Source organism: Pseudomonas sp. YQ_6 (assembly GCF_043103245.1).
GTDB lineage: Bacteria > Pseudomonadota > Gammaproteobacteria > Pseudomonadales > Pseudomonadaceae > Aquipseudomonas > Aquipseudomonas alloputida.
Genome location: NZ_JBICJR010000079.1, coordinates 1 through 25,859, shown reverse-complemented (window position 1 = coordinate 25,859; position 25,859 = coordinate 1). Strand labels below are relative to the sequence as shown.

The 25,859-nt window shown below is 62.8% G+C and carries 19 protein-coding genes and 1 pseudogene; 9 read left to right on the top strand and 11 right to left on the bottom strand.

Features of this window, described 5'->3' with window-relative positions:
- The first annotated feature begins 85 nt into the window (after window positions 1-85).
- A complete protein-coding gene (locus ACF8FG_RS25980; protein ID WP_014591812.1) occupies window positions 86-1,108 on the top strand; it encodes a quinone-dependent dihydroorotate dehydrogenase in 1,023 nt (340 codons plus the stop codon).
- Window positions 1,109-1,254: 146 nt separating this feature from the next.
- Here ACF8FG_RS25980 and rmf read toward each other — a convergent pair whose 3' ends face one another.
- Complete coding sequence (gene rmf, locus ACF8FG_RS25975; protein ID WP_003248687.1) at window positions 1,255-1,470, bottom strand: ribosome modulation factor; 216 nt, start codon at window positions 1,468-1,470, stop codon at window positions 1,255-1,257.
- A 562-nt stretch (window positions 1,471-2,032) separates the two neighbouring features.
- Between rmf and rlmKL the strand changes: the two genes are divergently transcribed.
- The gene (gene rlmKL, locus ACF8FG_RS25970) at window positions 2,033-4,225 is read left to right on the top strand and encodes a bifunctional 23S rRNA (guanine(2069)-N(7))-methyltransferase RlmK/23S rRNA (guanine(2445)-N(2))-methyltransferase RlmL (RefSeq protein WP_014591811.1); all 2,193 of its coding nucleotides are present in this window, start codon (window positions 2,033-2,035) and stop codon (window positions 4,223-4,225) included.
- Window positions 4,226-4,319: 94 nt separating this feature from the next.
- A pseudogene (locus ACF8FG_RS25965) lies at window positions 4,320-6,718 on the top strand (diguanylate cyclase).
- A 105-nt stretch (window positions 6,719-6,823) separates the two neighbouring features.
- Here ACF8FG_RS25965 and dacB read toward each other — a convergent pair.
- The 8 genes from dacB to ACF8FG_RS25925 form a co-directional block, all read right to left on the bottom strand.
- The gene (dacB, locus tag ACF8FG_RS25960; RefSeq protein ID WP_014591809.1) at window positions 6,824-8,278 is read right to left on the bottom strand and encodes a D-alanyl-D-alanine carboxypeptidase/D-alanyl-D-alanine-endopeptidase; all 1,455 of its coding nucleotides are present in this window, start codon (window positions 8,276-8,278) and stop codon (window positions 6,824-6,826) included.
- A gap of 200 nt (window positions 8,279-8,478) precedes the next feature.
- The gene (locus ACF8FG_RS25955; protein WP_003248695.1) at window positions 8,479-8,823 is read right to left on the bottom strand and encodes a YggL family protein; all 345 of its coding nucleotides are present in this window, start codon (window positions 8,821-8,823) and stop codon (window positions 8,479-8,481) included.
- Between the two features lie 41 nt (window positions 8,824-8,864).
- A complete protein-coding gene (locus ACF8FG_RS25950; RefSeq protein ID WP_392519363.1) occupies window positions 8,865-12,497 on the bottom strand; it encodes an ATP-binding protein in 3,633 nt (1,210 codons plus the stop codon).
- An 8-nt stretch (window positions 12,498-12,505) separates the two neighbouring features.
- Complete coding sequence (locus ACF8FG_RS25945) at window positions 12,506-13,123, bottom strand: response regulator transcription factor (RefSeq protein ID WP_003248700.1); 618 nt, start codon at window positions 13,121-13,123, stop codon at window positions 12,506-12,508.
- Between the two features lie 282 nt (window positions 13,124-13,405).
- Window positions 13,406-14,737 carry a deoxyguanosinetriphosphate triphosphohydrolase gene (locus ACF8FG_RS25940; protein ID WP_014753953.1) on the bottom strand — a complete coding sequence of 444 codons (1,332 nt, stop codon included), beginning with the start codon at window positions 14,735-14,737 and terminating at the stop codon, window positions 13,406-13,408.
- 148 nt (window positions 14,738-14,885) lie between these two features.
- Complete coding sequence (locus ACF8FG_RS25935; protein WP_014591805.1) at window positions 14,886-15,215, bottom strand: hypothetical protein; 330 nt, start codon at window positions 15,213-15,215, stop codon at window positions 14,886-14,888.
- Entirely contained in the window at window positions 15,212-15,586 is a 375-nt protein-coding gene (locus ACF8FG_RS25930; RefSeq protein ID WP_003248706.1) for a phage holin family protein, read from the bottom strand. Before ACF8FG_RS25930 ends, ACF8FG_RS25935 begins: the two co-directional genes overlap by 4 nt.
- Window positions 15,587-15,595: 9 nt before the next feature.
- Window positions 15,596-15,910 (bottom strand): YqjD family protein, encoded by a 315-nt coding sequence (locus ACF8FG_RS25925; protein ID WP_010953104.1) that lies wholly within the window; start codon window positions 15,908-15,910, stop codon window positions 15,596-15,598.
- A gap of 312 nt (window positions 15,911-16,222) precedes the next feature.
- Here ACF8FG_RS25925 and ACF8FG_RS25920 point away from each other — a divergent pair, with 312 nt between their 5' ends.
- From ACF8FG_RS25920 to ACF8FG_RS25900, 5 genes are all read left to right on the top strand, one after another.
- The gene (locus ACF8FG_RS25920; RefSeq protein WP_019437378.1) at window positions 16,223-17,431 is read left to right on the top strand and encodes an ammonium transporter; all 1,209 of its coding nucleotides are present in this window, start codon (window positions 16,223-16,225) and stop codon (window positions 17,429-17,431) included.
- 73 nt (window positions 17,432-17,504) lie between these two features.
- On the top strand, window positions 17,505-17,744 hold the full coding sequence (locus ACF8FG_RS25915) for a glutaredoxin family protein (protein WP_010953106.1): 240 nt from the start codon (window positions 17,505-17,507) through the stop codon (window positions 17,742-17,744).
- 108 nt (window positions 17,745-17,852) lie between these two features.
- The gene (locus ACF8FG_RS25910) at window positions 17,853-18,284 is read left to right on the top strand and encodes a D-Ala-D-Ala carboxypeptidase family metallohydrolase (RefSeq protein ID WP_019437379.1); all 432 of its coding nucleotides are present in this window, start codon (window positions 17,853-17,855) and stop codon (window positions 18,282-18,284) included.
- Window positions 18,285-18,349: 65 nt separating this feature from the next.
- On the top strand, window positions 18,350-18,658 hold the full coding sequence (locus ACF8FG_RS25905; protein ID WP_014591801.1) for a hypothetical protein: 309 nt from the start codon (window positions 18,350-18,352) through the stop codon (window positions 18,656-18,658).
- A gap of 51 nt (window positions 18,659-18,709) precedes the next feature.
- Window positions 18,710-19,594: a pseudouridine synthase gene (locus ACF8FG_RS25900; RefSeq protein WP_014591800.1), complete on the top strand. Its 885-nt coding sequence runs from the start codon at window positions 18,710-18,712 to the stop codon at window positions 19,592-19,594.
- Window positions 19,595-19,800: 206 nt separating this feature from the next.
- On the opposite strand, the gene ACF8FG_RS25895 is transcribed toward ACF8FG_RS25900, so the two are convergent.
- Window positions 19,801-21,366 carry a PAS domain-containing methyl-accepting chemotaxis protein gene (locus ACF8FG_RS25895; protein ID WP_014591799.1) on the bottom strand — a complete coding sequence of 522 codons (1,566 nt, stop codon included), beginning with the start codon at window positions 21,364-21,366 and terminating at the stop codon, window positions 19,801-19,803.
- 141 nt (window positions 21,367-21,507) lie between these two features.
- Window positions 21,508-24,249 carry an aconitate hydratase AcnA gene (acnA, locus tag ACF8FG_RS25890; RefSeq protein WP_014591798.1) on the bottom strand — a complete coding sequence of 914 codons (2,742 nt, stop codon included), beginning with the start codon at window positions 24,247-24,249 and terminating at the stop codon, window positions 21,508-21,510.
- Window positions 24,250-24,473: 224 nt separating this feature from the next.
- Here acnA and rlmM point away from each other — a divergent pair, with 224 nt between their 5' ends.
- Window positions 24,474-25,538: a 23S rRNA (cytidine(2498)-2'-O)-methyltransferase RlmM gene (gene rlmM / locus ACF8FG_RS25885; RefSeq protein WP_004577178.1), complete on the top strand. Its 1,065-nt coding sequence runs from the start codon at window positions 24,474-24,476 to the stop codon at window positions 25,536-25,538.
- The last annotated feature ends 321 nt before the right edge of the window (window positions 25,539-25,859 follow it).

Genomic DNA, 25,859 nt, shown 5'->3' with positions numbered 1-25,859 from the left:
GTGCCAAGCGCTCCACGATTTGCTGTCCTGTCAGCCCCGCGCTGGCTATAATCGCCCCCTCACTCACCCTGAGCCTTGCCCGCCCATGTATACCCTGGCCCGCCAGCTGCTGTTCAAGCTTTCCCCGGAAACTTCCCACGACCTGTCCCTGGACCTGATCGGCGCCGGTGGCCGTTTGGGCCTCAACGGCATGCTGTGCAAGCAACCGGCGTCATTGCCGGTTTCGGTCATGGGCTTGAACTTCGCCAACCCGGTGGGGCTGGCAGCTGGCCTGGACAAGAACGGCGCGGCCATCGACGGCTTCGCCCAGCTGGGCTTCGGTTTTGTCGAAATCGGCACTGTCACCCCGCGTCCGCAGCCTGGCAACCCCAAGCCCCGGTTGTTCCGCCTGCCGGAAGCCACGGCCATCATCAACCGCATGGGCTTCAACAACCTGGGCGTTGATCACCTGCTCGAGCGCGTACGCGCCTCGCGCTACAAGGGGGTGCTGGGCATCAACATCGGCAAGAACTTCGATACCCCGGTCGAACGTGCCGTCGATGACTACCTGATCTGCCTGGACAAGGTCTACACCGCCGCCAGCTACATCACGGTCAACGTCAGCTCGCCCAATACCCCGGGCCTGCGCAGCCTGCAGTTCGGGGACTCGCTCAAGCAGTTGCTCGACGCCCTGGCCGAGCGCCGCGAACAACTGGCCGGTGCACATGGCAAGCGCGTGCCCCTGGCAATCAAGATCGCGCCGGACATGAGCGACGAAGAAACGGCGCTGGTGGCCGCCGCGCTGATGGAGTCGGGCATGGATGCGGTGATCGCCACCAACACCACGCTGGGCCGTGAAGGTGTCGAAGCATTGCCGTACGGTGGCGAGGCGGGCGGCCTGTCGGGCGCACCGGTGCTGGAGAAGAGCACCCATATCGTCAAGGTGCTGGCAGGTGAGCTGGGCGGCAAGTTGCCGATCATTGCCGCTGGGGGCATCACCGAAGGCCGTCATGCTGCCGAGAAGATCGCGGCCGGGGCGAGCCTGGTGCAGATCTACTCGGGCTTCATTTACAAAGGGCCGGCGCTGATTCGCGAAGCGGTGGATGCTATCGCGGCAATGCCGCGGTAACCTGACCAGCCCGCCCCTGCAGGGGGAGTGTGGGTACAGCTGATGAGGTTTGCCAAGGCATAAAAAGGGCCCCTTCAAGGGGCCCCTGGGCCTTAGCCCGCCGCCCGGATGGGGCGTGCATGGTAAATCGAATTCAGTGTCCTCGTTCAGCCAACGGCGTGATTTTCGTTGAGTCTATGGATGCCAGCGGTGCCAGTCATTCCGTCCCAGTTATCACCGCGACCTTCACGCCAGCCGTTGATCCAGGCTTGGCGAACAGAAGGAAGATTGAAGGGGCAAAGTTCGCGGGATTTGCCGGTGACCCCGTATTGGTAGCCACGTGAATATGCTCTTTCCAACGGATCACGCTTAAGTCTTCTCATAGGGTGTTGCCCTCACTTGTTGACTGTAATGTCCCGTCGGCCTCTCCGAGGCCGGGCAGAGTCGTTCTGCCGGTTTGCGCTCGCTGCCGGCGTGGCGAGCTGAAAGTGCCGCCTCGTTGCGAAGCGGCCTGAGACCAGTTCTATCGAATGCGAGTCACGGTGTGAATGATCGATTTGTCATAAGCACGTAACCTTTCCAAGGGTGAGGGGATAAGTAAATAAATGCGACTCAACCTTATTTGGTGTTTAGCCCTGCAATGATCGGGGTTTGCCGTTCTTTGACGTCATTTCGCCAGCGTTGTTTGCGGATGACAGAAATAATTTGAAATGCGACGAAGGGTCACATTGGCCCGCAGATCGCCAGAATTACGCGTACTGCCTGATGATCTAAGCTGTCTTTGCCACTGGGCCAGGCACGGATCGGTCAGGCGGCCCGGCTTTTCTGCAGCGCGTTGTGTGCCGCAGAAAGTCACCCGCACGCCTGCTGGAAAGGTGTACGGGCAAACATCGCGGGGCGATGCGTCGCCCCGTCAGTCAAATAGCCCAAGGCGCTGGAATACTCATGTCGGACCGTTTCGAACTTTACCTCACCTGTCCCAAAGGCCTTGAAAGCCTGCTCGCCGAAGAGGCCAGGGGCCTCGGCCTTGACGAGGTGCGCGAGCACACCTCGGCCATTCGCGGCGCCGCCGACATGGAAACTGCTTACCGCCTGTGTGTCTGGTCACGTCTGGCCAACCGCGTATTGCTGGTGCTCAAGCGCTTCTCGATGAAGAACGCCGACGACCTTTACGACGGTGTGCACGCGGTCGACTGGGCTGACCACCTGGCAGCCGACGGCACCCTGGCTGTGGAGTTCAGCGGCCATGGCTCTGGCATCGACAATACCCACTTCGGTGCGCTGAAGGTCAAGGATGCGATCGTCGACAAGCTGCGTAACCGCGAAGGCCTGCGCCCGTCCGTGGAAAAGATCGACCCTGACGTGCGCGTGCACCTGCGCCTGGACCGCGGCGAGGCCATTCTGTCCCTCGACCTGTCCGGGCACAGCCTGCACCAGCGTGGCTACCGCCTGCAGCAAGGCGCCGCGCCGCTGAAGGAAAACCTGGCGGCGGCGGTGCTGATCCGTGCTGGCTGGCCGCGTATCGCGGCCGAAGGTGGTGCGCTGGCCGACCCGATGTGCGGTGTGGGTACCTTCCTGGTCGAGGCAGCGATGATCGCCGCCGATATTGCCCCCAACCTCAAGCGCGAACGCTGGGGCTTCAGTGCCTGGCTCGGCCATGTGCCGGCGCTGTGGCGCAAGGTGCATGACGAAGCGCAGGCGCGCGCGCAGGCCGGCCTGGCCAAGCCACCGCTGTGGATCCGTGGCTACGAGGCTGACCCGCGGCTGATCCAGCCGGGCCGCAACAACGTCGAGCGTGCCGGCCTGGGCGACTGGGTGAAGATCTACCAGGGCGAAGTCAGCACCTTCGAGCCACGCCCGGACCAGAACCAGAAAGGCCTGGTCATCAGCAACCCGCCCTACGGTGAGCGTCTGGGTGACGAAGCCAGCCTGCTGTACCTCTATCAGAATCTGGGCGAGCGCCTGCGCCAGGCCTGCATGGGCTGGGAAGCAGCGGTATTCACTGGTGCGCCGCAACTGGGCAAGCGCATGGGCATTCGTAGCCACAAGCAGTACGCGTTCTGGAACGGCGCATTGCCATGCAAGCTGCTGCTGTTCAAGGTGCAGCCTGACCAGTTCGTCACCGGTGAACGCCGCGAAGCGCAGCCTGAAGGCACCGAAGCCCGCCAGCAGGTGCCGCAGGCCAGCGAGCCCGCGCGGCTATCGGAAGGGGCGCAGATGTTTGCCAACCGCCTGCAGAAGAACCTCAAGCAACTGGGCAAGTGGGCCCGTCGCGAGCAGATCGACTGCTACCGCTTGTACGATGCCGACATGCCTGAATATGCCCTGGCGGTCGACCTGTACCAGGACTGGGTACACGTGCAGGAATACGCCGCACCACGTTCGGTCGACCCGGACAAGGCTCAGGCCCGTCTGCTCGATGCACTGGCTGCCATCCCGCAGGCGCTGGGCATTTCGCCGCAGCGTGTAGTGCTCAAGCGTCGCGAGCGGCAGAGCGGCACGCGCCAGTACGAACGCCAGGCTACCGAGGGCCGCTTCCAGGAGGTGAACGAAGGAGGCGTCAAGCTGCTGGTCAACCTCACCGACTACCTGGATACCGGGCTGTTCCTCGACCACCGCCCGATGCGTATGCGCATCCAGCGTGAGGCTGCCGGCAAGCGCTTCCTCAACCTGTTCTGCTACACCGCCACGGCCACCGTGCACGCGGCCAAGGGTGGTGCGCGCAGCACCACCAGCGTCGACCTGTCGAAAACCTACCTGGACTGGGCACGGCGTAACCTGGCGCTCAATGGCTATTCCGAGCGCAACCGCCTGGAGCAGAGCGATGTAATGGCCTGGCTGGAAGGTAACCGTGACAGCTACGACCTGATCTTCATCGACCCGCCAACCTTCTCCAACTCCAAGCGCATGGAAGGTGTATTCGACGTGCAGCGTGACCATGTTCAGCTGTTGGACCTGGCCATGGCCCGTCTGGCGCCGGGTGGTGTGCTGTATTTCTCCAACAACTTCCGCAAGTTCCAGCTGGACGAGCACCTGATGGCGCGTTACGTGGTGGAAGAAATCAGCGCGCAGACCCTGGACCCGGACTTCGCCCGTAATAACCGTATCCATCGCGCCTGGCGTTTGCAGCTTCGTTGAGGCGACGAGGTACATTGCACGGCTAATGGCCAATAGCTATAACTGAGGGCAGGGCAAGATAATCCGCAGGACGCTGACGTGACGAGATGGGTGTATGTCAAAGTGTGGCGTGCGTGCGCGGTTGCTTGGCTTGTGCACAGAGAGGGCGTCCGCGTGGGCGATGGCGCTGATTGCACTGGTGGCGGGCGGCTTGTTGACCGCTGCCTTGGCATTTGCCGCGCACACCTTCTATAAACAGCAGCTGCGCCAGCGCTTCGAGCTGCTGGCCAGCGAGCGCGCCAGCCGTATTGCCGAGCGCTTTGACGAACAGCAGCAGCGCCTGGATGGGCTGCGGCGGTTCTTCAGTTTTTCCAGCGAGATCACCCCGCGCGAATTCGACGGCTATGCCCGACCACTGCTGCAACGCACCTTGGCCTATGCCTGGGCGCCGCGCGTCGAGGCTGCGCAACGCGCCGAATTCGAGCGCCTGGCCAGTGCCCATACCGGCCCAGGCTATGTGATCCGTGACCAGGACGCGCAAGGCCAATGGCGCCCGGCTTCGCAGCGCGACCATTACTTCCCGGTGCTCTATACCCAATCGAGCGAACGGCCCGGGTTGCCTTATGGCCTGGACCTCGCTGGTCAAAGCGGGCCTCAGGCGGCCCTGGCGCGGGCGCTGGCGCCGGGCAGCATGGCGGTGTCCGAGCCATTGGCCCTGTTCGATACCCAATCGGCAGGGCGCGGCCTGCTGATGGTAGCGCCGGTATTTTCCGATGCCGACCCCCGCGGTGCGGCAGTGGGCTATGTGATGGCGTTGCTGAGCATGCGCGAGCTGGTCAGCGACGGTCGACCGGTAGCGGTTGATGACAACCTGGTCGTGCGCATCACGGACCCGTCCGGGTTACAAGGCCCCGTCGTGATGTTCGATTCGCAAAATCCGGTCGCGCCCTTGGCCCTGGCCAGCAATCAGTTGTTGCGCCTGGCCGATCACCATTTCCAGCTGAGCATTCAGCCAAGCCAGGCGTTCGCGCAGGCGAACCGCTCCTCGGCGGTGATGGCGGTCGGTTTGTTGGGCGGACTGTTGAGCCTGTTGCTCAGCGTGCTGCTCTACAGCCTGTTCAGCCAGCGTCAGCGCGCCCTGGCCCTGGTCGCTCAGCGTACTGCCGAGTTGCAGGTCAGCGAGCAGTCGTTGCGTGGCACCCACAACCAACTGCGAAGTGTGCTGGATGCCGCGACCCAGGTGGCGATCATCGCCACCAACCTCAAGGGGGTGGTCAGCACGTTCAACGCCGGTGCCGAACGCATGCTCGGTTACGCGGCCAGCGAAGCGATCGGCCGCTTGCGCCTTGAAGACCTGGTACTGCCGGAGGAGCTGAACCTGCGTGCCCAGGCCTTGAGCTTGCGTTTTGGCCGCGCCATTGCTGGCGGCCAGGCGATGTTCGCTGAAACGGTGCAGGAGCACGGGGCCGAGCCTGGCGAGTGGACCTTGCTACGGGCCGATGGCAGCCAGCTGGTCGCCAACATGCTGGTGACTGCCATGCTCGACGAACAGGGGTTGTGGGTTGGCTACCTGGCCATCTGCATTGACGTGACCGAGCGGCGCCGGGTGCATGAGGCGTTGGCAGCGCGTGACCGGTTGCTGGAAAAGCTCAGCGCCGAGGTGCCGGGCGGTATCTACCAATATCGCCTGGATGCCAACGGCCATTCGTGTTTTCCATACGCCAGCATGGGCCTGTATGACATTTATGAGATCGACCTGATGCAGTTGCGTGAGGATGCCTCGGCGGTGTTCGAGCGTATCCACCCCGATGACCTGGAACGCGTGCGCCGCTCGGTGCGCTATTCGGCCGAACACTTGTCACCCTGGCGCGAGGAGTATCGAGTCTGCCTGCCACGGGCCGGAATGCGCTGGGTGCGCGGCGAGGCGACCCCGGAAGTGGGCGAGCAGGGCTGCACCCTGTGGCATGGCTACCTGACTGACATCTCCGACCTGAAGGGCGTGGAGGAAGAGTTGCGGGCGCTGTCGGTCACCGACTCGCTGACCGGTATCCATAACCGTCGCTATTTTCAGGAGCGGCTCAAGATCGAACTGGAAAGGGCCCAGCGCGATGGCTTGCCGCTGGCGGTGATCATGCTCGACATCGATCACTTCAAGCGCATCAACGACCGCTTCGGCCATGCTGTCGGCGACCGGGTGCTGCGTAGCCTCTGCCAGCGCATCGCTCAGCGTTTGCGCCGTACCGATGTGTTCTGCCGCTTGGGCGGGGAAGAGTTCATGGTGCTTTGCCCGGGCAGCGATGCCGATCAGGCCCGGCTGCTGGCGCTGGAGTTATGGCAAGGGGTGCGCAATGTACCGGTGGAAGGCGTGGGCCAGGTGACTGCAAGCTTCGGTGTGGCGGGCTGGCGGGCTGGCGGTCGGGCGAAGGCGCCGATGCCTTGCTGTTGCGCGCCGACGCCGGCGTGTATGCGGCCAAACAGGCCGGGCGGGACCGGGTGGAGGGGGAGCTGGTATAAAACCGTGCGCGCGGTCGGCGTGGGGGCCGCTTTGCGGCCCTTTCGGGACGCAAAGCCGCTCCTGCATCGACTGCGCAATCGGGCCCGGCTGAGTGGCAGCTGGCGTCAGTTGGCCGCTGTACTGCCAGCCAGCTTCGGCTGGCGATACAGGTCAAGCAACACCTGATCCAGCACCTGCGAGGCACCCCACGGTTTCGGGTCGTTGAGAATTGCCGCTACCGCCCAGGTATGGCCGTTGCTGTCGCGGCTGAAGCCGGCAATCGCCCGCACAGTGTTCAGTGTGCCGGTCTTGATGTGCCCTTCACCGGTCATCGCGGTGCGCTTGAGACGCTTGCGCATTGTGCCGTCCATGCCCACCAGCGGCATCGAGCTCATGAACTCGGCAGCGTAAGGGCTCTTCCAGGCGGCTTTCAGCATCTCCGCCATTTCCCGGGTACTGACCCGTTCGGCACGCGACAGGCCAGAGCCGTTTTCCATCACCAGATGCGGCGCGGTGATGCCCTTTTTCGCCAGCCATTGGCGTACCACGCGCTGGGCAGCACGGGCGTCGTCGCCATCGGCATCGGTGCGGAACTGCGCGCCAAGGCTCAGGAACAGCTGCTGGGCCATGGTGTTGTTGCTGTACTTGTTGATGTCGCGGATCACTTCCACCAGGTCTGGCGAGAAGGCTCGGGCCAGCAGGCGAGCACTCTTGGGCACATTCTCGATGCGGTCGCCACCCTGGATGTTGCCACCCAGTTCGTTCCAGATTGCGCGCACGGCACCGGCGGCGTAGGTGGGATGGTCGAGCAGTGACAGGTAGGTTTGCGAGTTGCAGCCGTCACCCAGTTGGCCGCTGACCGTTACACTGATGCCGTCGGCTTGGGGCACCGGGTTGTAGCGCACATCACCGGTGCATTTCTTCGAGGCTACCGGCTTGATCTGGTTGTCGATACGGATACTGGCAATCGGCGGCTCGACTGCGACGGTGACCTTGCCACCATCATTGCGCGCCACGAAGCGCAGGGCCTTGAGGTTGACCAGCAGCGAGTCGGGCTTGACCAGGAACGGCTTGTTTTCATCACCGCCGTCGTCGTTGAACTGCGGCAGGTTGGGTTGCACGAAGTGGCTGCGGTCCAGCACCAGGTCACCGGTGACGGTGCGCACGCCATTGGCGCGCAGGTCACGCATCAGCAGCCACAGCTTTTCCATGTTCAGTTTGGGGTCACCGCCACCTTTAAGGTAGAGGTTACCGTTAAGCACGCCGTTGCTCAGGGTGCCGTCGGTGTAGAACTCGGTTTTCCACTGGAAGGTCGGGCCGAGCAGTTCGAGGGCGGCGTAGGTGGTGACGAGTTTCATGGTCGACGCCGGGTTCACCGACACATCGGCATTGAACACGGTCGGGGTGCCGGGGCCGTCCAGCGGCAGCATCACCAGCGACAGTGCTGTGTCCTGCAGTTTGTTGGCCTTGAGCGCCTGCTGCACTTTGGCAGGCAGGGTGGTATTGACGGCGGCGTGGCTGGGCAAGGCAAGTGGCAACAGCAGGCCGGCAAGTATGAAGGGACGAAGCGTTTTGATCATAGCGAGTGAATACCCTGCGGCGAGGGAAAAGGGCTTTGGGGCTGTAAGAGATGATGGCCCCACGACGTAAACAGTACGCATTATGCCCCAAGCGCAGCCGCGATGCGTCACGTTCGACGGAAAAGCATCGCCAATAAAAAGGCCACCCGAATGGGGTGGCCTTTTCAGCAATCAACCTTTCAGCCCGAAGCTGACAAGTATCACTCAGCCTTGTTGATAGGCTTTTCCGGGTACCAGGCATCCAGCAGCGGGCTGACTTCGATCTTGGTCAGTTCGCTGCGGCCTTTGAGCCAGGCTTCAACGGCAGCGCGCTGTTCTTCGCTGACCGAGCCGCGTTTGACCGAGCACACCAGGCCGAAATCGTCACCGCCTACATAATCCAGGCCGTTGGCGTCCATGGCTTCTTCCAGGAACGCGTCGAGGAAAGCATCGATTGCCTGGTCATCCAGATCTTCCTTGAATTCCAGGTTCAGCTCGAAGCCCAATTCCTGAAACTCGTCGACACACAGCTTCTTGCGCAGACGACGGGAGCGGTTTGTGGCCATGAAACAATCCTCTTAGGTAATAACGCCGCGCAGTCTACCAGTTAACACGTGTGGTTGCCTGCCTGAGTATTCGTGCTTGTGGCCAATTCCTTGGCCAGGGCACGTTCCACTCGGCACATATGCCGTGCCAGTGCCTGGCGCCGAAGGCGCACCTGGGCAATGGGCAAGTCGCTGGCCTCGAGGGCTTCACAGGCCGCCATCAGGTCAGGGGCTTCCAGCATGCGTGCGGCGCTGAGCACCTTGTGGGCCTGCTCGGCAATGGCGCCGCTGTCGTGTTGCGGGTGAAGCGCCATCAGGCTGGCCAGGTCGGCCTGAAGGCTCTGATGCAAGGTTTCCAGGAAGCGCTGACGGTCAACCGGGTCAGGCCCGACCACGGCGGCCAGGCCGTCCAGCTGGTACAGCTTGCGTCGGGGGCATTGCTGGCGGCGCGGGCGAATGCCAGCCAGGCGCTGGCTGAGGGTGCTCAGGCTGATGGGCTTGAGCAGGCAGTCGTCCATGCCGGCGGTCAGGCACTTGCGGCGTACTTCCGGCTGTGCGTTGGCGGTGTAGCCGAGGATGGTGCAGGGTGGTCGCTTGCCCTGGCGTTCTTCGGCGCGCACGGCAGTCGCCAGCTGGTAACCGTTCATGTGCGGCATGTTGCAGTCGAGTACCAGCACATCGAAGTCGCCTTCCCGCCAGGTCGCCAGGCCTTCCTGCCCATCGCGGGCGCTGGCGTGCTCCAGGCCCAGGTAGCCAAGTTGTTGCGCCATCAGTTGCAGGTTGGCCGGGTGATCATCGATGACCAGCACGTTCAGCCGTGGGTCGGGCACGTCGAGCTGCTCGGGCAGCGGTTTCGGCTGCTCTGCGCCATCCACCCGTTGCAGCGGCATCTTCAGGCGCACCTGGGTACCGACATCCTCCAGGCTCTTCATGGACAGGCTGCCGCCCATCATTTCGCACAGGTTGCGGCAGATGGCCAGGCCCAGCCCGGTACCTGCGCGGGCGCCCTGGCTGTGCGGGTTGGCCTGGATGAACGGGTTGAACAGGCGCTGCAGGTCGTCGGGGTGGATGCCGATGCCACTGTCGCGCACCTCCAGCTCCAGTACGGCTGGTGTGCTGGTGCCGTCATCCAGCAGCCTGACGCAGATGCGCACCTGACCGTGCTCGGTGAACTTGATGGCATTGCTCACCAGGTTGGACAGCACCTGCTTGAAGCGCAGCGGGTCAAGCAGGACATGGCAGCGTGCGGCCGGGGCGATCTGCACCTCCAGGGCCAGCCCTTTCTGCCGCGCCTGGCCATCGAAAATGCGCGCCACCGATTCGACCAGCGCCGCCAGGTCGACCACCTCCGGGGCCAGGGACAAGTGCCCGGACTCGATGCGCACGATGTCGAGAATGTCACCGATCAGGCCCAGCAGGTCTTTGGCCGAATGGTGTGCCAGTTCCAGCGCGCTGCGGTCCACCCGGCCCTGGTCGGCGCGCTTGACCGCCAGTTCCAGCATGCCGATGACGGCATTCATCGGGGTGCGGATTTCGTGGCTGATGGTCGCCAGGAACGTGCTCTTGGCCCGGTTGGCATCGTCGGCCTGCTGCTTGGCCTGGCGCAGCTCAAGGACCAGTTGGCGGCGTTCGCTGATGTCGATCCAGCCGCCGATGATCCCCTGCACCTCACCCAGGGAGTCACGGTACGGCAGGATCCAGTGGTAGATGGTCAGGTCCCGGTCCTTGATCCGTAATGGACGGTCCTTGATCAGTGGTGAACCCGCCGCCATGACTTTCTGGTAATCCGCCTGGATCTGCCGAGCCTGCTCGGAATCGGCAAACAGGCTGTCCTTGAGTTTTTTGCCGATCACCTGATCGGAGCGGGCCTGCACGGCTTCAAGGTAGCTGTAGTTGCAACTTTTCAGGCAACCCTCGCGGTCGCGCACATACATGGGGTGGGGCGTACCGTTGAGCAGGGCGCGCATGAATGCCAACTGGTCGTTCAGCGCGCGTTCGGCGCGCTGGCGCTGGCGAATCTGCAGGCGCAGGCGGGCATTCCAGAGCAGGGCCAGCAACAAAAGCACGGCCGTGGCCAGCACCACCTGCAGGGCAAGGCGGCTGTAGCCTTTGGTGTTGTCATCCTCATGCCTGCCAAAGCCGCGCCAACGGTTGTTGATTACCCCCAGCTCCTCGGGTGAGATACTCAGCAAAGCCTTGTCGAGGATAGACAACAGCGCCGGTGACGGGGCAGTGGTGGCCATGGCGAAGTTGGCGGGTTCGCTGCCGACCGAGGTGCGGATGACCAGTTCGGGGTTGCTGGCCAAGGCGTGGTTGGCGTCGATCAGGGTGGTGATCACCGCATCGACAGCCCCGCTGCTGAGCAACGCCATGGAGTAGAACGCGCTTTCGGTCTCGACCCAGCTTATCTTTGGATAATCCCGGGACAGCATGGCGTTCATGGTGCTGTAGCGGGTAATGGCGATGCGATGCCCCTGCAACTGCTCCAGTGAACTCAATGTGTTGTTGTCCTTGTGGTTGACCAGCACATAAGCGCTTTCGAGGTAGGGGCGGCTGATTTGCAGGTCGTCCCCTGCTTTGCCGGCGCTGGCCAGTGCGGCGATGACATCGGCCCGGCCATCCTTGAGGCGGGCGACCATGTCGGCAATGCCACTGGCGCGCTGCACTTCGAAACGCAACCCGGTGCGCAGGCGAATGAGGTCCAGCAGGTCGGCGGTGATGCCTCGGAAATGCCCCGAATCATCGAAGTAGGACAGTGGTGCAGCCGCGTCATCGGCTGCCACGCGCATCACGGGGTGCTTCTCCAGCCACTGCTGCTCGGCCGCGCTCAATTGCAGTTGGCGATCGCTCAGCAACAGGTCGCTGCCGGCGCTCCAGCGTTTGAAGATACTGGAGCGAATGGCCGGGCTTTGCCTGTCCAGGATGGTGTTCACCAGGTCCAGCAGCACGGTATCTTGCTGACGCAAGGCAAAACCGAAGCCGATGGCCTCGTGTTTGCCGAAGTTGGCCATGCGCAGGCGGGGCAGATGACCACGGTTGAGCTGGTAGTGCGTGGAGATGGTATCGCCGATGAACACGTCGGCCTGCCCGAACGCGACAGCATTCAGTGCCTGGCTGGAAGAACCGAAGGCCAGCAGCTCGGCCTTGGGGTAGGCGGTGAGTACTTCCTGTCTGGGCAAATAGTGGTAGAGCATGCCCAGGCGCATGCCGGCAAGGTCCGTGTCCAGTGCCCGGTTTTCGTCTTCACGGGTTACCAGTACAGGTTGGTCGACGGCATAGGGGCGCGACAGTGCCAGGCCGTCACTGGCCGCTTCGTAGCCATTGGCGCTGCCCAGCAGGTCGATATCACCGTGCCTGAGCGCCTCCACCGCCGCCTGCCGGCTGGAGAAACGCAGCACCCTCACTGGCAACTGCACGGCCTTGCCGATCAGGTTTGCGTACTCGGCGGTCAGGCCCTGGTAGTCGTTGCCGCCACCGGTGATGTCAAACGGCGGATAGTCGGGTGCCGATGTGCCCAGCACCAGTTCCTGCCGGCCTTCGAGCCATTGCCGTTGTTCGGGCGTGAGCACGGGCTGGACGGGGTGGGCCGATGAGCGCGCCAGTAACGTAAAGGACGCGGCTTCGCGATGGCCAGCCTGTGTCGCGCCGCTGAGCAGCAGCAGGACGAGCAGCAGGCGATTGATAGCTCGGGCCATGACCACGTTCAGACCAGCGCGTTGCGCTTGGCCATCTCGATCAGATCGACCAGCGTATTGACTTGCAGTTTGTGCATGAGACGCTTCTTGTAGGTACTGACAGTCTTGCTGCTGAGGAACATGCCTTTGGCAATTTCCTTGTTGCTGCGGCCTTGGGCGAAAAGTTGAAGCACCATCAGTTCGCGGTCATTTACCTGGCGGAAAAGTTGCAGGTCACTGTCGGTCGTCTGGTTGTTTTTTATTGCCTGGCTGGGGAAGTAGTTATAACCGGCCAGTACGGCCTTGATAGCACTGAGCAGTTCACTCAAGTCTTCCTGCTTGCAGACATAACCTGCTGCGCCCGAGTGCATGCAACGTACGGCAAACAATGCCGGGGACTGTGCAGTCAATACCAGAACCTTCAAGGGCAGGGCCATGCTCTGAAAACGGGCCAGCACCTCCAGGCCGTCTAGCTTGGGGATGCTGATGTCGAGGATGACCAGGTCGGGGTTGCTCTCGCGGATCATCTGCATGGCGTCTACGCCGTTGTCCGACTCGCCGACAATCTTGTAATTCTGGTTTTCCAGCAGCATACGGACGGCCAGGCGAATCACCGGATGGTCGTCAACGATAAATATGGAGTGCATGTTCAACTTCCCTGCGGTCGATTGAGGGTGACAGTGGGCACCTTATCGCAGTTGGAAGTCCTCAGGCGTGCGAGGAGTGGCTGTTAGGCCTATATGGGAAACGGCTTACAAGATAAAACAAAATGGGCTACGGAATAGGTGTGCTTAACTCGCTGTCAAAGCGATTTTGGTAACTTTTCATTAGTTTTTATTCATGCCGTTTAGTGTGGCCCCCGTTGGTGTAGGAAGTTTCCTGCAAGCGTGGTGCAGCGCCTGGCCGAACCTGCGCTGCACCGACGCGTTTCAGGTCGGGCTGGAACGCCCGGTCATCTCCCGGGCCATTTCGCTGGCATAGCTGTCGGTCATGCCGGCGATGAAGTCGATCATGCGCAGGAAGGCGCTGTGCAACGAGGCATGCGGGTCTGGCGCATTGTTGCCGATCAGGTCCAGCACCCTGCGACTCTTGAACGATGGCGTACGTCCACCGTGCTGCTCGAGGGCCGCACCGCAGAACGTGTTCAGCAGAATCTCCAGGGTGGTGTAGGCGCCGATTTCGTGCAGGGTCTTGCGCTTGTCCTGGAAGATCTTGTTGCGTGCCATGTCCTTGGCTTGCAGTACGCAGCGTTTGGCTGGGCCATGCATGTGTTCCACCAGGTCGCCCGGCAGTTGCCCGGCCAGCAACGCCTGCTGCTGCTCGACGAATGCGTGGGCGGCGGCGTTGGTCAGGTGTTCGATGGCCTTGCCGCGCAGGATGGCCAGTTTGCGCCGACGAGAATCGCGTGGACCGAGCTGGCGGTAGGTTTCTGGCAGGTCTTCGCCGACCAGGTCGAGCAACAGTGCCTCGACTTCTGCGTATTGCAGCAGCTCCATTTCCAGGCCGTCTTCCAGGTCGATCAGCGCGTAGCAGATGTCATCGGCAGCCTCCATTAGATACACCAGCGGATGGCGCGCCCAGCGCTGGTGTTCCAGCTGCGGCAGGCCGAGTTTGCGGGCGATCTGTTCGAGCAGGGGCAGTTCGCTCTGATAGCTGCCGAACTTGTGCTTCTTGTAGCCCAGGGCGTCGGCGTGGCGGGCGCTCCACGGGTACTTGAGGTAGGTGCCGAGGGTGGCATAGGTCAGCCGGGTCCCCCCATCGAACTGGTGGTATTCCAGTTGGGTGAGCACACGAAAGCCCTGGGCATTGCCTTCGAAGTTGAGAAAGTCGGCCCGTTCGTCATCGCTCATGTCGTCCAGCCAGCCACGCCCGGCCGCCTGCTGGAACCAGTGGCGAATGGCGTCTTCGCCGGAGTGGCCGAATGGCGGGTTGCCGATGTCGTGGGCCAGGCAGGCAGACTGCACGATCATCCCCAGGTCACTGGGGGCGCACCAGTCCGGCAGGTTGTCGCGCAGGGTCTCGCCGACGCGCATCCCCAACGAGCGGCCGACGCAGCTGACTTCCAGCGAATGAGTCAGGCGCGTATGGATATGGTCGTTGCTCGACACCGGGTGCACCTGGGTCTTGCGGCCGAGGCGGCGGAAGGCACCGGAGAAAATGATGCGGTCATGGTCTTTGTGGAAGGGGCTGCGCCCGAGTTCATCGGCGCTGTACAGGGCTTTGCCCAGCCGTTCGCGGGTAAGCAAGGTGTGCCAGTCCAAGGCGCGGTCTCCTGTCGTTCGAAGGCAGCAGCATACCCTGCAGGAAGCGCATTGTGCTGCGAAGAAGAGGTCAGCCCTACGATGCATTCGTATTGATCGAACGGGCCTCTTCGCAGCACAAGGCTGCTTCTGCCGGGGCGAACCCTGGTCAGGGGCGGCGGCTGCCCTGCAGGTAGAGGCGTACCAGCGGCAGCAGGGTGCTGCCCAACCGTACCAGGCGCGTCAGGTTGCCGCTGCGTACGCCCTTGCCGGTGAGAAAGCCCAGCGCCACCACGGCACCGATGCCCCACAGTGGCGCATGCTTGATACCCAGGCCTTCATGTAGCGAGCTGCCCATACCGCGCACGCGGCGCAGCGGTTCAAGCAACTGACCGGACTCATGACGGATTTCCTGGCGGTGCATTTCCATGCGCAGGCGCAGCAGCGCCTTGCGCAGTTCGCGCGGGTTACGCGTGTTTGGCAGTTCTGGCAGGCTCATGGCAACAGGCGCTCCCTGTCCTTGGCAAGTTCGTCGAGGGTGGCGCCGAAGGGCGATGATTCGTCGAACACCGCCGCCTTCAGGCGCACGCCGCAGTACAGTGCAGCAATGCCATAGAACACGCACAGGCCAATGATACCGGCCAGTCGATAGCTGTCCCACAGCAGCACCAGCAGCAGCCCGGACAGCGCGGTCAACAGCAGCAGGGCGAACACCAGCGCCAGGCCGGCGAACAGCAGCAGGCTCAAGGTACGGCCTTTCTGCTCCTGCAACTCGATACCGAACAGTTCGATGTGACTGTGCAGCAGCCCCAGCATGGCCGCGCCCAGGCGCTTGCCCGAAGCGCCAGCGCCGTTGGCGTCATTCTCCATGGGTTCCCCTTAGCGCCGGTTGGCCAGCAGACCGATCAACAGGCCGACGCCGGCTGCGATGCCGATTGCGCGCCACGGGTTTTCCTGCACGTACTGCTCGGCGCTGCCAAGCGCTGCCTGACCGCGTTCACGTACCGAGTCCTGGGTCAGTTGCAGGGTTTCGCGGGCCTGGGCCAGGCGCTCGTGAATCTGCTCGCGCAATTCGTCGGCCTGGTCGCCGGCCAGGTTGGCGGTGTCGGCCAGCAGCTTCTCGGTGTCTCGCACCAAGGCCTGGAAGTCAGCCATCAATATCTCTTGTGCATTCTTTGCCGATTTGCTGGCCATGGGTCTCTCCCTGTCGATGAGTGTTGGTAGTTCGAGTGACAGCACGCATGGAAGGTTCAAGTGCGGCTGCTGGTACGGGCCTTGCTAAGTTTTTGCCACGTTGCGGAGCGCCCCTGACAGGTTTTGCGCCAATTCAGAGCGCCCGCGCAGCGGATACCGATAAACCTTAACCCAATCCACGACAAACCCAAGAAAAAACCACGCAGGCTTCACCCCGCTCACCTGAACAGGGTAGTGGCTGGCACCGATTCGGTGCAGGGATGCAGGTTCTTGAACTGTCCTGGTGCCTTTTTCAGCAGGTCTGCCTATTTCATGGAAAACATGCACAGCGCTATGGACTCTCTGGTCCACGGTTCCAACACCCTGTTCATTCTCATGGGCGCCATTCTGGTGCTGGCCATGCATGCCGGCTTCGCGTTCCTTGAAGTGGGCACGGTGCGCCACAAGAACCAGGTCAACGCCTTGTCGAAGATCCTCAGCGACTTCGCCATCTCGGCGCTGGTCTACTTCTTTATAGGCTACTGGATCGCCTATGGGGTCAACTTCTTCCAGCCGGCGACAACGCTGGCTGTCGACCATGGCTATGCGCTGGTCAAGTGCTTCTTCCTGCTGACCTTCGCGGCGGCGATTCCGGCGATCATCTCCGGGGGCATTGCCGAGCGGGCGCGGTTCGTGCCGCAGTTGTGTGCTACGGCGTTGATCGTGGCGTTCGTCTATCCGTTCTTCGAGGGGGTGGTGTGGAACGGCAACCTGGGCGTGCAGGCCTGGCTGCAGGCACGCTTCGGCGCACCGTTCCACGACTTTGCCGGGTCTGTGGTGGTACACGCCATGGGGGGCTGGCTGGCGCTGGCCGCGGTAATGCTGCTGGGGGCGCGCCGTGGGCGTTACCGCGATGGGCGATTGGTGGCGTTTGCGCCGTCGAGCATTCCCTTTCTGGCGTTGGGTTCGTGGATCCTCATCATCGGCTGGTTCGGCTTCAACGTCATGAGTGCGCAGACTTTGCAGGGCGCCAGCGGCCTGGTGGCGATCAACTCGTTGATGGCCATGGTGGGTGGCACCCTTTCAGCGTTGCTGGCCGGGCGCAACGACCCGGGCTTCCTGCATAACGGCCCGCTGGCCGGGCTGGTGGCGATTTGCGCAGGTTCCGATCTGATGCACCCGGTGGGTGCGCTCGCCACCGGCCTGGTGGCGGGGGCTCTGTTTGTCTGGACCTTCACCGCTGCGCAAAATCGCTGGAAAATCGACGACGTCCTGGGTGTGTGGCCGTTGCATGGTCTGTGTGGCGTGTGGGGTGGCATTGCCTGTGGCGTGTTCGGCCAGGTGGCGTTGGGTGGCTTGGGGGGTGTCAGCCTGGTCAGCCAACTGCTGGGCAGCCTGATGGGCGTGCTGGTGGCCTTGGCCGGTGGCTTTGCCGTGTACGGAGCCATTCGTGCGTTGCATGGCCTGCGCTTGAGCCATGAGCAGGAGTTCCAGGGGGCGGACCTGTCGCTGCACCGGATCGGTGCTACCAGCCAGGATTGAGCCTGGTCAGGTGCAGGGTGGGCGTGGCGCGCCTAGAATAGGCTTCTGTGTATGCCAACCCGGGACCTGCCACATGCTGCCTGAATGTCAACTGTTCGGCACCCTCGGCTGCCACCTCTGCGAAGTGGCCGAGGCTGTGTTGATGCCTCTCGTCGATCATGGCCTGCTGGTAGAGCTGGTCGACATCGCCGAGAGCGAGCCTTTGTTCGAGCGTTATGGCCTGATCATTCCGGTGCTGCGGCGCTGTGACAACGGCGCCGAGTTGCACTGGCCGTTCGATACCGAACAAGTGGTGGCCTTTCTTGGGCAATGATGGCTGCAGAGGAGTTGCAACCCTGCTCCATGATCTGTGAAGCGAGCTGATGATCCGGTGGAGGCGCACCGTCGCCGGTAACCTTCTCCATCATCGGAATAGCTCGCCATGTTGATCACTCCACATTTCACCCTCGATGAAATGACCGTTTCCCAGCTCGCCGCCCGCGACGGGTTCGATAATGCACCGCCCCTCGAAGCCAGGGCCAACCTGCAATTACTGTGTGGTGCGCTGGAACAGGTACGTGCATTGTTCGACGCGCCCATCATCATCAGCAGTGGGTATCGCAGTGAAAGGGTCAATCGGTTGATCGGTGGCGCCTCCGATAGCCAGCACGTGCAAGGGCTGGCGGCGGACTTCACGGTGATCGAGGTCAGCCCGCGCGAGACCGTCCGGCGAATCAGCGAAAGTGCGGTGCCCTTCGATCAGCTTATCCTGGAGTTCGACAAATGGGTGCATCTGTCGGTGACGCGCGGCACGCCGCGTAGGCAGGTGCTGACCGTGCGCAAAGGCAGCGGCTACCTGGCGGGGCTGCAATGAAGCGCATTGACGGCAGCAAGGGGATGTTCGTATGCTGTATATAAATACAGTATCGAGGTGAAGCCATGCTCAATGTCGAGCAACTCAAGTACAGCGTCAACCGCATGCCCGTGGACCGGGTGGCTGACGCCGTTCTGGAACTGCGCCTCGAAGGCCTGGTGACCGGCGACTGCACGCCGTTCGGCAAAGTCCACTTCAATACCTGCTTCGCCGAGATCGAGGCTTTGTTCCAGCGGGCCGGTTACCACCGAGGGCTGGATGTGGTGGGCTATGAGGGGTTGCTCTATGCACTCTACGACCCTGGCCGCTGGGAGCCGGTGCAAGTACTGCGCTGGCTGAAGGATCGCTGCGAGGCGATGGCCCAGGCTGGTTGAGGGGGCGGGCTTGGGCGATAATGCGCGGCCATGAACGTCTCGAGTCCAGCCATGACCACGCCTTTCGACCCCGCCCGCCAGCAAGCCAGTACGGTGTGCCTGCCACCTGGTAACTGGGTGACTGTGCTCGATTGCTTGTGTGATCATTTCAAGGCCATCGACCGCGCCCAGTGGCTTGACCGCTTCGCCCGTGGCCGGGTGCTGGATGCCGAGGGGCAGGCAGTTGCCGCCGACCTGCCTTACAAGCGTGGCATGCGTTTGCATTATTTCCGCGAAGTGCCGAACGAACGGCCGATCCCGGTGCAGGAGGTGGTGCTGCATGTGGACGAGCACCTGGTGGTGGCCGATAAACCGCATTTCCTGCCGGTGACGCCGACCGGTGAATACGTCGAGCAGACCTTGTTGCGCCGCCTGATCCGGCGCCTGGACAACCCGCACCTGGTGCCGTTGCACCGCATTGACCGGCACACCGCCGGGCTTGTGCTGTTTTCCGCCAACCCGCACAGCCGCAGCGCCTACCAGCGGCTGTTCCCCGAGCGGCGTATCGACAAGCGTTACCAAGCCATTGCCGCTGCCATGCCACAGCATGCCTTTCCGCTGGTGCACAAAAGCCGCCTGGTGCATGGCGAGCCATTTTTCCGCATGCATGAAGTGGAGGGGGAGGCCAACAGTGAAACCCTGGCCGAGGTGCTGGAGAAGAACGGTGAGCGATGGCGCTATGGGCTGTCGCCAGTGACCGGCAAGACCCATCAGTTGCGTGTGCACATGGCGGCTTTGGGGGCAGGGATCAGCAATGACCCGTTCTATCCGCAATTGCTCAACGAAGAGGATGACTACCAGCGGCCGCTGAAACTGTTGGCGCAGAGCCTGCGTTTCGAGGACCCGCTGAGTGGCGAAGAGCGCTACTTCGAGAGCCGCTTGCGGTTGGACTGGTAACACCGCAAGCGAACTTACCCGGGAAAGGGCCGGGCCTGCTGGCCAATCTCCACCCGCCGTTCACCGTCGCCGCCGCTACCGTATTCGCGGGTAAACCCGCTCCTACGCGTAGGTGATTCGGCACATTCCGTTGTAGGAGCGGGCTTGCCCGCGAACACCGGCAGAGCCGGTGCCCTCCACCGCGGTGGAGGGCCAAGTCGCGAGCTTCAGCGGTTGAAGCGCTCTACCAGCGAATACTGGCTGCCCGCCGTGCTGGTCAGTTCTTCGCTCAGCAGTGCCGAGTGCTGCGCCTGTTCCGCGGTCTGGTCGGCCAGTTCGGCAATGGTGCTGATGTTGCGGCTGATCTCGTCAGCCACTGCGGTCTGCTCCTCGGTTGCAGCTGCAATCTGGGTGGCCATGTCGGTGATATTGGCCACCGCTTCGCTGATGCCTACCAGCGCCTCGTCGGCCTGCATTACCCGATCGACGCCTTCCTGTGCCTGGCGGTGGCCGGTTTCCATGGTCAGCACTGCGTTGCTGGCGGTCTGTTGCAGTTTGGCGATCAGGCCGTGGATCTGCCCGGTGGATTCGGCGGTGCGCTGGGCCAACTGACGCACTTCATCAGCCACCACTGCAAAGCCACGGCCCATTTCACCTGCGCGCGCCGCTTCAATGGCTGCGTTAAGCGCCAGCAGGTTGGTCTGGTCGGCGATGCCCTTGATCACGTCGACCACGCCACCAATCTCGTCGCTGTCTTTGGCCAGTTGCGTAACCGTCTGGCCGGTCTCGCCCACTGCCGCCGACAGGCGCTCGATGGCCTCGCGGGTTTCTCCGGCAATCTGCCGGCCCTGGCTGGTCAGCCGGTTGGCTTCCTGGGTGGCATCGGCGGTGCGCTGTACATGGTTGGCCACTTCCTGAGTGGTGGCGGCCATCTGGTTTACTGCGGCGGCGACTTGCTCGGTCTCCACCCGCTGGCGCTCCAGCCCAGAAGAGCTCTTGTGCGCCAAGGCATCGGACTGGCGTGCTTGGTCGCTCAGGTGTTCGGCACTGTCTTGTAGCCGCGTCAGGCAGGTTTTCATGCGTGCGTCCTGGCTGAGCATGGCCATTTCCAGGCGCGCCTGCACGCCACGGCTGTCGGTGTACATCTGCGCGATCAGTGGGTCGGAAGTGGTTTGCTCGGCCAGGCGCAGCAGGCGCTTGAGGCCGCGCTGCTGCCAGCTCAGGCCGAGCAGGCCCAGTGGTACCGAAAGCCCTGCGGCCAAGGCAAAGCCCCAGGAATGACCCAGCCAGTTGCCGATCAGGAAGCCCACCTGGCTGATCAAGATGAACGGTAGCCAGTCCTGCAGCACTGGCAGCCACTTGTCGCGGCGCGGTACCGGCGGCTTGCCCTGGTTGATGCGCTGGTACAGGGCCTCGGCGCGGCGGATCTGCTCGGCGGTGGGCTTGACCCGCACCGACTCGAAGCCGACAACCTGGTTGTTATCGAAGATGGGGGTGACATAGGCGTTGACCCAGTAATGGTCGCCGGACTTGCAGCGGTTCTTGACGATACCCATCCACGGCTGGCCCTGCTTGAGGGTTTGCCACATATGGGCAAACACGGCAGGCGGTACGTCGGGGTGGCGCACCAGGTTGTGCGGTGCGCCAGTCAGCTCCTCGCGGGTGAATCCACTGATTTCGATAAAGGCATCGTTGCAGTAGGTGACCACACCCTTGGCGTTGGTAGTGGAGATCAACCGCTGCTGGGCAGGGAAAGTCCGTTCTCTCTGGGTAATCGGCTGGTTGTTACGCATGGGTGATAGTCCGCAGGGCTTTCGACAGGTATCGGCAAGCCGCTGGTTTTATTGAATGGATATTTGATTCATGGATTGCAGAGATTGAGCGCCGCCCCCGCGGCGCTCGGTTTCAAGAACGGAACGAATCTTCGGCCAGACTCAACCGGCGATCATCTGGCGCAACACATAATGCAGAATCCCCCCCGCCTTGAAGTATTCCACCTCGTTCAGGGTATCAATGCGGCATAGCACCTCGATCTGTTCCTGTTGGCCATCCTCGCGGGTGATGCGCAATGGCAGGCTCATGCCGGGGTGGATATGTGCGCCGTCCAGCCCCAGTACATCGATCTGCTCCTTGCCGGTCAGCCCCAGCTGTTTGCGGTTGTGCCCAGCCTTGAATTGCAGCGGCAACACGCCCATGCCCACCAGGTTGGAGCGGTGAATACGCTCGAAGCTTTCTGCCAGCACGGCCTTGACCCCCAGCAGGTTGGTACCCTTGGCTGCCCAGTCGCGGCTCGAGCCGGTGCCGTACTCCTGGCCGGCAATCACCAGCAGCGGGGTGCCTTCCTGCTGGTAACGCATGGCCGCGTCGTAGATCGACAGCTTCTCGCCAGTGGGCACATGCAAGGTGTTGCCGCCTTCTTCGCCTGCCAGCATTTCGTTGCGGATACGGATGTTGGCGAAGGTGCCGCGCATCATCACTTCGTGGTTGCCACGCCGCGAACCGTAGGAGTTGAAGTCGCGTGGCTCCACACCCTGTTCCCGCAGGTAGCGCCCGGCCGGGCTGTCGGTCTTGATGTTGCCGGCGGGGGAAATGTGGTCGGTGGTCACTGAGTCGCCCAGCAGCGCCAGCACCCGTGCGCCGTGAATATTGGCAATTTGTGGCGGCGGCCCGCCGATGCCGTCGAAGAACGGTGGGTGCTGGATGTAGGTGGAGTCAGCCTGCCACACGTAAGTGGCGGCCTGTGGCACCTCGATTGCCTGCCATTGCGCATCACCGGCAAACACTTCGGCGTACTCCTTGTGGAACATCGCCGTATCGACCTTGGCCACGGCCTCGGCAATTTCCTTTTGGCTCGGCCAGATATCCCGCAGGTAGACCGGTTGGCCGTCCTTGTCTGACCCCAGCGGGTCGCGCGTCAGGTCCAGGCGCACGCTACCGGCCAAGGCGTAGGCCACCACCAGTGGGGGCGAGGCCAGCCAGTTGGTCTTGACCAGTGGGTGCACGCGGCCCTCGAAGTTGCGGTTGCCCGATAGCACCGAGGCCACGGTGAGGTCGGCGCTGCCAATGGCTTTTTCGATCGCCTCGTCCAGCGGGCCGGAGTTGCCGATGCAGGTGGTGCAGCCATAACCGACCAGATCGAAGCCAAGCTGGTCGAGGTAAGGCGTGAGCCCGGCTGCCTTGAAGTAGTCAGTGACCACCTTGGAGCCCGGCGCCAGCGAGCTCTTGACCCAAGGTTTGCGTTGCAGGCCTTTTTCCAGGGCTTTTTTCGCCACCAGCCCGGCAGCCATCATCACGCTGGGGTTGGACGTGTTGGTACATGATGTGATCGCGGCAATCACCACGGCGCCATCGCGCAGGGTGTGGGTCTGGCCCTGATGGCTGTAGTCGATCTCGCCGGCCTGATCGGCGTTGCCCACCGCCACGCCGCCGCCACCTTCGTTTTCCAGGCGGCCAACCTCTTTGGCCAGCGGTTTGGGCTGCAGCTCGATGAAGTGGTCGAAGGCCTGGCTGACCTGGCCCAGTGCTACGCGGTCCTGCGGCCGTTTGGGCCCGGCCAGGCTGGCTTCGACCTCGTCCATGTTCAGTGCCAGCGTGTCGCTGAATGACGGCTCCTGGCCGGGCAGGCGCCACATGCCCTGCGCCTTGCAGTACTGCTCGACCAGCCTTACGGTCGCTTCGGGGCGGCCCGAAAGGCGCAGATAGTCCAGGGTGACCTGGTCGACCGGGAAGAAGCCACAGGTGGCGCCATATTCCGGTGCCATGTTGGCGATGGTCGCGCGGTCTGCCAGGGGCAGCTCGGCCAGGCCGTCGCCGTAGAATTCGACGAACTTGCCCACCACGCCTTTCTTGCGCAGCATCTGCGTCACGGTCAGCACCAGATCAGTGGCAGTGATGCCCTCTCGCAGCTTGCCGGTCAGCTTGAAGCCGATCACTTCGGGGATCAGCATCGATACCGGCTGGCCGAGCATGGCCGCTTCCGCTTCGATGCCGCCGACACCCCAGCCGAGGACGCCCAGACCGTTGATCATAGTGGTGTGCGAGTCTGTGCCCACCAAGGTATCGGGGAAGGCATAGGTGCGGCCATCAGCCTCACGGGTCCATACCGTGCGGCCCAGGTATTCCAGGTTGACCTGGTGGCAAATGCCGGTGCCCGGCGGGACCACGCGGAAGTTGTCGAATGCGCTCTGGCCCCAACGCAGAAAGGCATAGCGCTCACCATTGCGTTGCATCTCGATGTCGACGTTTTCGGCGAAGGCTTGCGGCGTGCCGTAGCGGTCGACCATTACCGAGTGGTCGATCACCAGGTCGACCGGTGACAGCGGGTTGATCCGCTGCGGGTCGCCACCAGCCTTGGCCATGGCGGCGCGCATGGCCGCCAGGTCGACCACGGCGGGCACGCCGGTGAAGTCCTGCATCAACACCCGCGCCGGGCGGTACTGGATCTCGCGGTCGGAGCGCCGTTCGCCAAGCCATTGGGCAATGGCGCGTAAGTCCTCTCCGGTGACGGTCGCGCCATCCTCCCAGCGCAGCAGATTTTCCAGCAGCACTTTCAGCGACATGGGCAGGCGCTGCAGGTCACCCAGCTGGCGGGCGGCCTCGGTGAGGCTGAAGTAGTGGTAGGTCTTGTCGCCGACCTTGAGGGGCTTGAGGGTGTTCAGGCTATCGAGCGAGGGCATTGCCAACTCCTTCTGCACCGGTGCCCGGCAAATATTCACGGTTTGCCTGCAGCACCGCTCTGTATCGGTCCGCACGGCACGGACCTGGCTGAATGGTCAGGTTAGACCGGTTTACGCTACCTGACCTTTTTCTGGACCGGCGGGGCGTGTCGCAGGTTCCGAACTTCCTTTATCATCGCCGCCCTGCCGGCGCCTGTGGTGCGCCAGCCGTAGTGGAGTGAGAGATGAATACCCTGTTCATGCATTGCCGGCCCGGTTTCGAGGGCGAGGTTTGCGCCGAAATCAGCGAACATGCCGCCCGCCTGGGTGTTGCCGGCTATGCCAAAGGCAAGCCGCAAAGTGCCAGTGCCGAGTTTGTCTGTAGCGAGGAGGGCGGTGCCGAGCGCTTGATGGGGGAACTGCGTTTCAACCAGCTGATTTTCCCGCGGCAGTGGGCACGTGGCGGTTACGTCGAACTGCCGGAAAGTGACCGCATCAGTGTGTTGCTGGCGCAGTTGGCTGATTTCCCGGTGTTCGGCAGCCTTTGGCTAGAGGTGCTGGACAGCAACGAAGGCAAGGAATTGTCCACCTTCTGCCGAAAGTTCGAAGTGCCGTTGCGCAAGGCCCTGGAGAAGGCCGGCCGCTTGGTAGACGACCCTGGTCGCCCACGCTTGCTGCTGACCTTCATCAGCGGCCGCCGGGTATTTGTCGGCGTTGCATCGGCCAGCAACAGCGCCTTGTGGCCCATGGGCATCCCGCGCCTGAAGTTCCCTCGCGAGGCACCTAGCCGTTCGACACTCAAGCTGGAAGAGGCCTGGCACCAGTTCATTCCGCGTGAGCAGTGGGAGCAGCGCCTGGGTGATGACATGACCGGCGTCGACCTGGGAGCCTCGCCGGGTGGCTGGACCTACCAGCTGGTGCGCCGCGGCATGCTGGTGACAGCCATCGACAACGGGCCGATGGCCGAAAGCCTGATGGACACCGGCCTGGTCCAGCACTTGATGGCCGATGGGTTTACCTGGCAGCCGAAGCAGCCGGTAGACTGGATGGTGTGCGATATCGTCGAGAAGCCGGCGCGTACCACCTCGCTGATTGAAACCTGGCTGGGTGAGGGGCTGTGCCGCGAGGCGGTGGTCAATCTGAAGTTGCCGATGAAGCAGCGTTATGCCGAAGTACGGCGCCTGCTCGACCGTATGGAGGCAACATTCAAGGCACGCAAGATCAGGGTGTCGATTGCCTGCAAGCAGCTGTACCACGACCGTGAAGAAGTAACCTGCCACCTGCGGCGGCTCGACTTGAAGCCACGCTGAGGCCAGCACGTCGTTCTGCTTCTGCTTCTGCTTTTGCTTCTAAGCGCGCGATAGTTCAGGCGACGCAGATTGCGACTTCAGGAGGCCGAGTGCAGGGCTTGCGAAGGGAGGTGACGGGCATGGATGCCCGTCAAGCGCTGGGCCCCAGGATGGGGCCTGCAGCGCGGTCCTCCCGGGAGCAAGCCCGGAGCGAGGGGACCCCGGAGCGCAGCGCAGGGGCCGGATGATGGGAGCCGACGGTTTTTGGTTCCTTTTTGCCACGACAAAAAGGGACCCGCCGTAAGGGCGGAAAGGTGACTATGCGCCACCGTCGCAAATGAA